Here is an 8,884-nt window from a genome sequence, read left to right as displayed (position 1 = left end):
TGCCGTAAAGGGCACCTGCCTCGACGTGACTTACCTGCGCGAAACGGAGGCGCAGGCGAGAGAGACCGAAGAAAACTATCGGTACACAATAGAGCTCAGCCCGCAAATCCCGTGGACCGCCGACAGATGCGGGAACCTCACCGAGATCAGCCCACGCTGGTCTGAGATTATTGGGATGTCGAACGAAGAAACTCATGGGCTGGGCTGGGCCGCTGCGCTTCACCCTGATGATGCGATCTGGGCTTTGCCAGCCTGGAGGGCTTCTGTGCTGTCCGGCGAACCCTTCGATACTCGCCTGCGTCTGAAGCGGGTGAGCGGAGAGTACAGCTGGTTTCGGGCTCGTGCACGTCCTCGCCGTGATGAAAAGAACCAGATTATCCGTTGGTATGGCGTTGCGGAAGATGTCCATGAGCAGGTTCGCGCCGAGAATGCGTTGACAAGCGCAGAGGAACGCTACCGGCTGGCGACCCAGGCCACCAATGACCTGATCTGGGACTTCGATCCCGCGACTAACCGTGTGGAGTGGACCCGTTCTCTCGTCAACGTGTTCGGCTATCCCGCTGAAGAACTCGGCACGAACACCGCATGGTGGGAGGATCACATTCACCCTGAGGACCGCGCTGCAACGCTCGGCTGCTTCCATCGGGCGCTCGGTTCTAACGAGCAGCAATTCGTTCATGAGTATCGTTTCCGCCGCGCCGATGGCAGCTATGCGACCGTATTCGACCGCGGATACGTGGTCCGGGATGAGCAGGGTCATGCTGTCAGAGCCGTTGGCGCGATGCAGGATCTTACAGGGAGAAAGCTGGCGGAGGAGGCAGCCCGCTGGGGCGCCAACCACGATTTTCTGACGGAACTTCCTAATCGGCGTCTATTCCACCGGCGTCTGGAGCAGGCACTTGCCTGCGCCGCAGCGCGAAACACCCAAGTCGCTCTGCTTCACCTGGACGTTGACCACTTTAAAGCCGTGAACGACACTTGGGGGCACGGTGCTGGAGATGAGCTGCTGCGCACGCTGGCATTCCGGCTGCGGGAGGTGATCCGCTCATCGGATACCATCGCGCGATTGGGTGGCGACGAATTCGCGATCATCCTCGGCGATGTCGGCGATGCCGAGGATCTGCCAAGCCTCGTCCAAACGATTTTGGATCGCATGCGTGAACCGTTCTCTTATGACGGGAGAATCCTCGACTGCCGCACCAGTATCGGCGCAAGCGTCTATCCACTCCATGGGCAATCGTCTGAGGAGCTACTGAAGAACGCCGATACGGCTTTGTACTCCGCAAAGTTGGCCGGCCGTGGAGGGCTGATGGTGTTCCAGCCCGAAATGAGGGAAGAGGTCGCAAAGCGTTCCTTGATGGTGTCGCGTGCACGGGACGCGGTCACGCACGACCTGGTATTTCCGTACTATCAGCCAAAGATGGATCTACGCACGGGACACGTGAACGGATTCGAAGCCCTGTTGCGATGGAGGGATCCGGCTGGAGAATTACAAAGCCCAAAAGAGATTTTGGCGGCTTTCGAGGATCTTGAGCTGGCCGAGGCGATAAGCGAGAGGATGCTTGAGCGTACGCTCAGGGACGCCATCACCTGGCTGGACGCAGGTGTGCCGTTCGGTCACATCGCTGTAAATGCGGCCGCTGCGGAATTCCGCCAGGATAACTTCGCTGAGCGGGTTCTGGAGAAGCTGGGGAAGGCAAGTTTGCCGACCAGCCGCTTTCAGATAGAAGTAACCGAGACGGTCTTCCTGGGCAGAGGGGCTGAGAACGTCGAACGCTCGCTGAACCTGCTTAGCAGAGAAGGCGTCACGATCGCGCTTGATGACTTCGGCACGGGATATGCGTCCCTCCGGCACTTGAAGCAGTTCCCGGTCGATGTCCTGAAGATCGACCGAAGCTTTGTTCAGGGCCTGCAGAATGGCCTCGGAGACGCAGCTATTATCGAGGCTGTGTTAAAGCTGGGGCAGAGCCTTCGTATCAGCACGGTCGCGGAGGGAGTCGAGACGGCGGCTCAGGCAGATCACTTGCGCAGCAGGGGCTGCGACTTTGGCCAAGGCTTCCTTTATTCACCGGCTGTCCCGGCAGAAAGGGTGCCGAGCCTCATCACGTCGCTCGGCGCGATCCATTCTCGAGTAGGGACGCTCCAAGCCACCGCCGACCATCCACTCGACGCGAGGACAGACAGCTTTTGAGATGATCAACTCTCTACTCTACGTTAGCCAAACCAACTTGCGCCTGCGTGAGGAGGCGGGGGCAATAGATGAAATCCTCTCAGTGGCCCGGTCGCGCAACGCTGCCCTGGACGTAACAGGGACACTTGTTTTCACCCAAGCGCGGTTCGCCCAGATTCTGGAAGGCGGGAACGCCGCGATCACAGAGCTGATGGAAAGCATCAAGAGCGATCCTCGGCATCGTGAGGTCAACGTCGTGCTTGTTGAGGAGCTTTCCCACCGCAGGTTCGCAGGATGGGCCATGGCTTACCAGGGCCCGTCCATCTTTGTGGATCGTCACGTAAAACCTCTTCTACAGCAGAATATTGCCCCGTCAGAGAAGGCCGTCAAAGGGCAGCGGTTGATTGCACTGATGGTGGAGCTTGCCAGTAGGTAGGGCGGCAGTTCTACAGTCAGATCAATCGAACGGCGGATGCGGACCTTTACCCTTGGCCGGCAATGCCCAGAATTGGCCGGAAGCCATCTTCATCGCGCTCCGCTCAGGATGGGCACCTATCCGGCCTTCCCAGTTCCAAAGCTGCCCATCGGCTGCCGGCCCAGTGACATGACCCCCAGCTTCCCTCCAGCTGGGATTAGAGCCGGGCGGTTGTTTTGCGCATGAGCGCGGTTGAAGCAATGGGCTGCGTAGCGGAGCCCGTAAGGCGTAGCGGAGCAGGCCATTGCTTATCCAGTTCAGCGGCGAATGCCGCCGGGGTTGCGTAGCCAAGGGATGAGTGCGGCCTCTCCCGGCTGTAGTCTTCCACCCAAGCGGCGATCTCTGCGCGAGCATGATCCAGGCTGAGGAACAGCGTTTCGTTGAGCAGCTCGTCCCGCATGCGGCCGTTGAAGCTCTCAACATAACCATTCTGCATCGGCCTACCCGGGGCGATGTAATGCCACTCCACGCCAATCTGGCCACACCATGCCAGCACTGCGTTGCTGGTGAGTTCGGTGCCGTTATCGCTGACGATCATTCCCGGTTTGCCGCGCTGTGCAATCAGTTCCGTCAGTTCGCGCACGACACGACGACCGGAGATCGAGGTGTCAGGCACTGCGCGCAGGCACTCCCTGGTCACATCGTCGACAATGTTGAGCACGCGGAACCGCCGGCCTGACGCCATCTGGTCGTGCACGAAATCCAGGCTCCAGCGCTGGTTCGGCAGCGCAAGCACCGGAGCCGGCGCTCTGGTCCCTACGGCACGCCTGCGACTACGTCGCCGACGCACGGTCAGACCTTCCTCGCGATAGAGCCGCTGGGTTTTCTTGCGGTTGATCATTACGCCCTCCCGGCGCAGCAGGATGTGCAGACGGCGGTAACCGAACCGCCGGCGCGCATTGGCCAGCTCGCGCAGTCTCTCACGCAACTCGGCGTCGTCCGCCCGAATGGATCGGTAACGCACGCTCTTGCGGTCGGCATCGATGACACAGCACGCCCGCCGCTCGCTCATCCCGTGGCAATCCTGAAGATGAGCAACAGCTTCCCGCTTCGCGGCGGGCGTCACCACTTTTTTGAGAGAAGATCCTTCAGCGCCGCCTGATCCAGCATGGCATCGGCGAGCAGGCGCTTGAGCTTTGCGTTCTCCTCCTCGAGCACCTTCAGCCGCCGTGCTTCGGACACTTCCAGGCCGCCATACTTCGACTTCCAGTTGTAGATCGTCGCTTCGGAAACCCCGTGCCGGCGCGCCAGGTCGGCGGGCTTCGCTCCCGCCTCCGCCTCCTTCAGTACGCCGATGATCTGCTCTTCGGAAAACCTCTTACGCTTCATCTCGTCCGTCCTTCCATCAGGGCCGGACTCTAATCGAGGCTGGAGGAAACTTAGGGGGTCATGTCACCAGCTCGAGCCGAAAAGAAGCGGGTTTGGAGTGCTCCCTACTTTTGCCGTAGAGCGTCTCGTTTGCGAGCCATGAAACCTGCCGTTGGTTCATGCTGTTCAGGTGCTGACGAACGGCCAAGCTCAGGCGGCTGAGCTGTCATTCTCATCGCGTGTTGCGACGACGGCTTCATGCGCGAATGTTCACCTGGCTGTAGGAGGCAGCCAATCGCAGGGCGGAATTCGCTGCCAATGTGGTGCCGGAAAAGCGGGCAAATCAGTGCAGATGCTCAGACGTGACAGGATGACGAGGAGGATGCATGGCCCGAACCAGCGCCAGTGCGAAAACCGCGCCCTCGAAGGTCGCCGTCGCCACGCGCGCGATCGACCCAATGCCTTGCTCTCCGAAAGCTCGACCCAGTTTATCGAGACGGAACTGCGAGGACGGGAAGGCTGTAACAAGCGTCTGGAGGCTGCCCGCCATCAACTGGCCGTCCAGCATGACTACGATCAGACCCGCTCCCGCGCCGAGGAGGGGCGCCAGACCAAGCGAGTGCTTGATTTGCCGTTGGACCAGAAAGGACGCCAGCCCCGCCGCGGCACCCACCACTAATCCCTCCATCGCGCCGGTGAAGGGGCCAACGGTCTGACCGAGCAGAAGGCGAAACGCGTCCTTTCCGATCATGTTGGCGAGGGCGCCGAGAGTGACCCCGCCCAGCGCGCCGCCAATCATGGTCCAGTACCAGTGCAGCGGCCGGATAAAACGAGACAGCGCAATCCCTGCGGCAATGCCGGCGCCGGCAGCACCAGCCGAAAGGGTCGACACAAGCACGATCACCAGCAGCAAAGACACGGCTCCGCCGCTGCCGGTCGGCTGGGCAGCGCCTACGGATCCGTAAAGCAACCCGACCAGCCCACCTGCCAGCAGTGCACCGGTCATGCCCGCCGCCGTTTCGCGGATGAAGGCGGGGCGGCATCGGGCAATGGGCTGGCCAGGCTTCTCCGGGGAGTTCACTGCGCTGCTGATCGGGGCGATAAAGCGATAACCGTACTTCGGAACGGTTTCGATGAAACGCGGAGCACCAGCACTGTCGCCCAGCGCCTTCCGCAATGTTCGGACCGCTTGCGTCAGGGCTTCATCAGTCACCGGTACACCGCGCCAGACCTCGTCCATGAAGCGGTCCTTGGTCACGAGATCGCCTTCTGCCGAGACGAGCAGGATCAGCACGTCCAGATAGCGGGCCGGGAGGTCGACCACCTCGTCGCCGCGCAACAGTCTGCGATTAGCCAGGTCGAGGCGGAACAGCCCGAATTGTCGCGCAGTGTTGCTCATTTCAGCGATTACTCACTTCCTTCTCATGCCGCTCATCCCCCGATCAGCCATTGTTGGCGTTCCAGCAATGCGGAGGCAAGATCATGTATAAGGCACCTAGCCGGCGGTGGAGCGCTCTCGTCAAACCTTGGCGACTTGTAGGTTGGGGGACAATCGTGACGCTGATTGGGCTCCCGGCAATCGCAATGCAGTTCACCAGCGCGGTCCATTGGACCGCGATGGACTTCACTTTCGCAATAGTGATGCTAGGCGGAGTCGGTCTCGCGTTCGAGATGGCCGTCCGCGCAACGGGCAGTTGGGCCTATCGGGGCGGCGCCGCGATCGGTCTCGCGGCGGGGCTGCTGTTGCTATGGGCCAATGGTGCAGTCGGGATTGTCGGTAACGAAAGCGAGCGCATAAACCTCTGGTTCGATGTGATCCCTCTCCTCGCTCTGTTCGCAGCAGTAGGCGCGAGGTTCCGATCCGAAGGCATGGCCGTGGCTATGACGGCCACTGCGATCGCGCAGCTTCTGGTGGGGGTCATCATGCAGCTCTATGGCCACTTCACCTGGGTATTCACGCTGATCTGGGCGGGTGCTTGGCTGTTCTCCGCTTGGCTATTCCGAAAGTCGGCCCGGGAAGGCTGACGCTCCCTTCCTTCTGTGCTCATTCGTTACATGTCGGCTCGTGGCGTTTGGGAGTACCTCCGACGCCAGCGTCAGAAGGGACGGGCCGCTAGCAGAGTGCGGCGCATAGGGCAGGGGAGGTGCATGCCAGTCTTCGTACGGCTAGTCCCTTCCGCTGTTTCCACTCCTCGTCTGAGGTAATCCCGATTGGCTTCATGTCGCAGGTGCGGTCCCGATCACCTGCGAGGCGTGGAAAACCTGCTGTCTCAGCGCGGCATCGACATCTGCCACGGGGTGGCGAACACTGATGAAATCAATAGTCGCCGTCTGCAGCGCATCTCCCATGCGCGCCTTCCGCCATCTGGCGGGTTATCTTGGGCGGAGACTTACTGCCGTCCACGAGAATTTTTTGTCAAACGGAAAGCAGTGCGGATACGAGCGATAGCACAGTCACCGACTTCTCCCGTTGAAACCGCAGAACTCAGCCGATGGGCGTTTGAGCCCGCTGTCAATCTCGCTTCCGTTTCCGGCTACAATCGAGGATCGGAGCGCTCGGCAAGAGTCCCGCCGGGGGGGGGGGGGCGGGGGCTGATGTGCTCCAGTGCCAAGGTGCAGCCCTGCTCAGAGTACTCTTTGGAAACGTCATCGTCAGCCTACGGTAACACCTCCATCGAGAACCAGTGAGGCTCCGTTCATGTAGCTGCTGTCGTCGGAAGCCAGGAAAGCAACCGCGTTGGCGACTTCCTCCGGCGTCCCTAGCCGGCGCGCCGGAACGGTTTCGGCAAGCGCCGTCGCTTCGCTGCCGAGCCGGATCGCGATGTCGCTCAACATCCGACTCTCGATAAACCTGGATGAACGGATTCACGCGCACGCCTGCGGCCGCGCCTTCCAGTGCCGCCACACGGGTAAGGCCGAGCACCGCATGTTTCGATGCGATGTAGCCGGCCATGTTGGTTGCCCCGATCATACCTGCAATCGAAGATGCGTTGATGATCGATCCCGATCCCTGGCGCACCATTTCCGGCATCACCGCCTGCAGTCCCAGGAACACGCCCACCGCGTTCACTTCCAGGACCCTGCGAAAGTCGCCAACCGGATAGTCGGCGATCGCCGCCTGGGGCCCTTCGATCCCGGCGTTGTTGAAGAAGATGTCAATGCGACCTGCTTCGGCGAGCGCGCGGGCGACGTAGCGGCGCACGTCCTCCTCGACGGTAACGTCCGCTTCGATCAGGATAGGTTCGGTGCCGGAGGGCAGGGCGGCGGAGAGGGCCGACAAATCGGCCGCCGGGTGATCGACTGCGACAATCCGCGCCCCGCGACGCGCCAGCACCGCTGCAGTGGTTCGCCCGATGTATCCGCCGGCACGGCACTGTCAGAGCAACGGTACCAGATAGCGATCAGGCGCACGGCAGAGTAGGGCAGGGGCATGCCTCGCCCTCGCAAACCCGCCAATCCGTTCCGGTATTTCCACTCCTCGCCCGAGGTCATCCGGCTCGTGGTCATGATGTACGTCCGTTTTCCGCTTTCGTTGCGGATCGTGGAAGACCTGCTGTTCGAGCGCGGCATCGATGTCTGCCACGAAACAGTGCGGCATTGGTGGAACAGGTTTGGTCCGATGTTCGCGGCGGACATCCGCCGGCAGCGCATCTCCCGGATGCGCGGCTTTCGTCATTGGAAGTGGCACCTGGACGAAATGTACGTTCGGGTGAATGGTGAGATGGTGTACCTCTGGCGTGCCGTGGATCACGAGGGCGAAGTCCTCGAAAGCTACGTGACCCGGGCCCGCGATAAGGCTGCCGCTCTGCGGTTCATGCGCAAGACGCTGAAGCGTCACGGCAAGGTGGAAGCGATTACGACCGACGGGCTGCGCTCCTACAAGGCAGCCATGGTCGAACTTGGGTGTGAGGCCAAACAGGAGACCGGCCGCTGGGCGAACAACCGGGTCGAGAACTCGCATTTGCCGTTCCGCCGACGAGGGCGAGCGATGCAGCGCTTCAGGCGGATGAAGAGTCTACAGAAGTTCGCTTCAGTCCACGCTTCTTTCGCCAACCACTTCAACTCCGAGCGTCACCTCGTCGATAGACAGACTTACAAGACCCGCCGTTCGGCCGCGCTGGCCGAGTGGCAAAATCTCATTGCGTGAGACTTGCTGCGGGTTGGGCGCATTTTGCCAAACGGAGAGCCGTTCGCATCCGACTGACAGCACCCTGGCGCGCGGTCGACCACGAGGGCGAAGTCCTCGAAAGCTACGTCACGAAAACCAGGGATAAAGCCGCTGCTCTACGGTTCATGCGGGCACTGTCAGAGCAACGGTACCGGATAGCGATCAGGCGCACGGCAGAGTAGGGCAGGCGCATGCCTCGCCCACGCAAACCAGCCAGTCCGTTCCGGTACTTCCGCTCCTCGCCCGAAGTTATTCGCCTCGTGGTGATGCTGTATGTCCGTTTCCCGATCAGCTTGCGGAACGTGGAAGACCTGCTGTCGGAGCGTGGCATCAATGTCTGTCACGAGACGGTCCGGCATTGGTGGAATCGTTTCGGTCCGATGTTTGCCGCCGACATCCGCCGGCAGCGGATCTCCCGTATGCGCGGCTTTCGTCATTGGAGGTGGCACCTGGACGAGATGTACGTTCGGGTGAATGGCGAGATGGTCTACTTATGGCGCGCCGTCGACCACGAGGGCTAAGTCCTCGAAAGCTACGTCACGAAAACCAGGGACAAAGCGGCTGCCCTGCGGTTCATGCGCAAGACCCTGAAGCGGCACGGCTCTCCTGAGGCAATCGTCACCGATGGTCTTCGCTCGTACAAAGCGGCCCTCACACAACTGGGATGCGAGCAGAAGCAGGAGACGGGCCGCTGGGCGAACAACCGGGCCGAGAACTCGCACCTGCCGTTCCGAAGACGAGAACGGGCAATGCTGCGGTTCAG

Annotated in this window: 9 protein-coding genes and 2 pseudogenes; 6 read left to right on the top strand and 5 right to left on the bottom strand. The window is 61.2% G+C overall.

Annotated features, from left to right (window positions below):
• Window positions 1–2,191, top strand: a 2,191-nt coding sequence (locus ELY13_RS14150) for a putative bifunctional diguanylate cyclase/phosphodiesterase (protein ID WP_164549832.1), incomplete at its 5' end; no start/stop codon positions are given.
• A 1-nt stretch (window position 2,192) separates the two neighbouring features.
• Complete coding sequence (locus ELY13_RS14145; protein WP_126174550.1) at window positions 2,193–2,606, top strand: BLUF domain-containing protein; 414 nt, start codon at window positions 2,193–2,195, stop codon at window positions 2,604–2,606.
• A 196-nt stretch (window positions 2,607–2,802) separates the two neighbouring features.
• On the opposite strand, the gene ELY13_RS14140 is transcribed toward ELY13_RS14145, so the two are convergent.
• A protein-coding gene (locus ELY13_RS14140) for an IS3 family transposase (RefSeq protein ID WP_126174549.1) occupies window positions 2,803–3,974 on the bottom strand; the annotation gives its coding sequence in 2 pieces (ribosomal slippage) (window positions 2,803–3,722 and window positions 3,722–3,974; 1,173 coding nt in all).
• A gap of 322 nt (window positions 3,975–4,296) precedes the next feature.
• Complete coding sequence (locus ELY13_RS14135) at window positions 4,297–5,352, bottom strand: winged helix-turn-helix domain-containing protein (RefSeq protein ID WP_126174548.1); 1,056 nt, start codon at window positions 5,350–5,352, stop codon at window positions 4,297–4,299.
• Between the two features lie 155 nt (window positions 5,353–5,507).
• Between ELY13_RS14135 and ELY13_RS14130 the strand changes: the two genes are divergently transcribed.
• Window positions 5,508–5,978: a hypothetical protein gene (locus ELY13_RS14130; RefSeq protein ID WP_126174547.1), complete on the top strand. Its 471-nt coding sequence runs from the start codon at window positions 5,508–5,510 to the stop codon at window positions 5,976–5,978.
• Window positions 5,979–6,170: 192 nt separating this feature from the next.
• On the opposite strand, the gene ELY13_RS15610 is transcribed toward ELY13_RS14130, so the two are convergent.
• From ELY13_RS15610 to ELY13_RS15725, 3 genes and pseudogenes are all read right to left on the bottom strand, one after another.
• Window positions 6,171–6,302, bottom strand: a complete 132-nt coding sequence (locus ELY13_RS15610) for a hypothetical protein (protein ID WP_277600670.1) — start codon at window positions 6,300–6,302, stop codon at window positions 6,171–6,173.
• A gap of 303 nt (window positions 6,303–6,605) precedes the next feature.
• Window positions 6,606–6,785: an SDR family oxidoreductase gene (locus ELY13_RS15605; RefSeq protein ID WP_206436081.1), complete on the bottom strand. Its 180-nt coding sequence runs from the start codon at window positions 6,783–6,785 to the stop codon at window positions 6,606–6,608.
• A gap of 82 nt (window positions 6,786–6,867) precedes the next feature.
• Window positions 6,868–7,287, bottom strand: a pseudogene (locus ELY13_RS15725) (SDR family oxidoreductase); the annotation flags it as partial.
• Window positions 7,288–7,383: 96 nt separating this feature from the next.
• Here ELY13_RS15725 and ELY13_RS14120 point away from each other — a divergent pair.
• The 3 genes and pseudogenes from ELY13_RS14120 to ELY13_RS15635 form a co-directional block, all read left to right on the top strand.
• A complete protein-coding gene (locus ELY13_RS14120; RefSeq protein ID WP_126174546.1) occupies window positions 7,384–8,100 on the top strand; it encodes an IS6 family transposase in 717 nt (238 codons plus the stop codon).
• Complete coding sequence (locus tag ELY13_RS15450) at window positions 8,079–8,303, top strand: DDE-type integrase/transposase/recombinase (RefSeq protein ID WP_338142334.1); 225 nt, start codon at window positions 8,079–8,081, stop codon at window positions 8,301–8,303. Before ELY13_RS14120 ends, ELY13_RS15450 begins: the two co-directional genes overlap by 22 nt.
• A 9-nt stretch (window positions 8,304–8,312) precedes the next feature.
• Window positions 8,313–8,884: pseudogene (locus ELY13_RS15635) on the top strand (IS6 family transposase); the annotation flags it as partial.

It is taken from the genome of Altericroceibacterium xinjiangense, assembly GCF_003958635.1.
Classification (GTDB): Bacteria; Pseudomonadota; Alphaproteobacteria; order Sphingomonadales; family Sphingomonadaceae; genus Altericroceibacterium_A; species Altericroceibacterium_A xinjiangense.
This window is presented reverse-complemented; position numbering and strand designations above follow the sequence as displayed.

Bases quoted from the DNA above. Each gene is read 5' to 3' on its own strand.
- ELY13_RS14145 (WP_126174550.1), top strand. From the start codon at position 2,193: ATGATCAACTCTCTACTCTACGTTAGCCAAACCAACTTGCGCCTGCGT.
- ELY13_RS14135 (WP_126174548.1), bottom strand. From the start codon at position 5,352: ATGAGCAACACTGCGCGACAATTCGGGCTGTTCCGCCTCGACCTGGCT.
- ELY13_RS15610 (WP_277600670.1), bottom strand. From the start codon at position 6,302: ATGGGAGATGCGCTGCAGACGGCGACTATTGATTTCATCAGTGTTCGC.
- ELY13_RS14120 (WP_126174546.1), top strand. From the start codon at position 7,384: ATGCCTCGCCCTCGCAAACCCGCCAATCCGTTCCGGTATTTCCACTCC.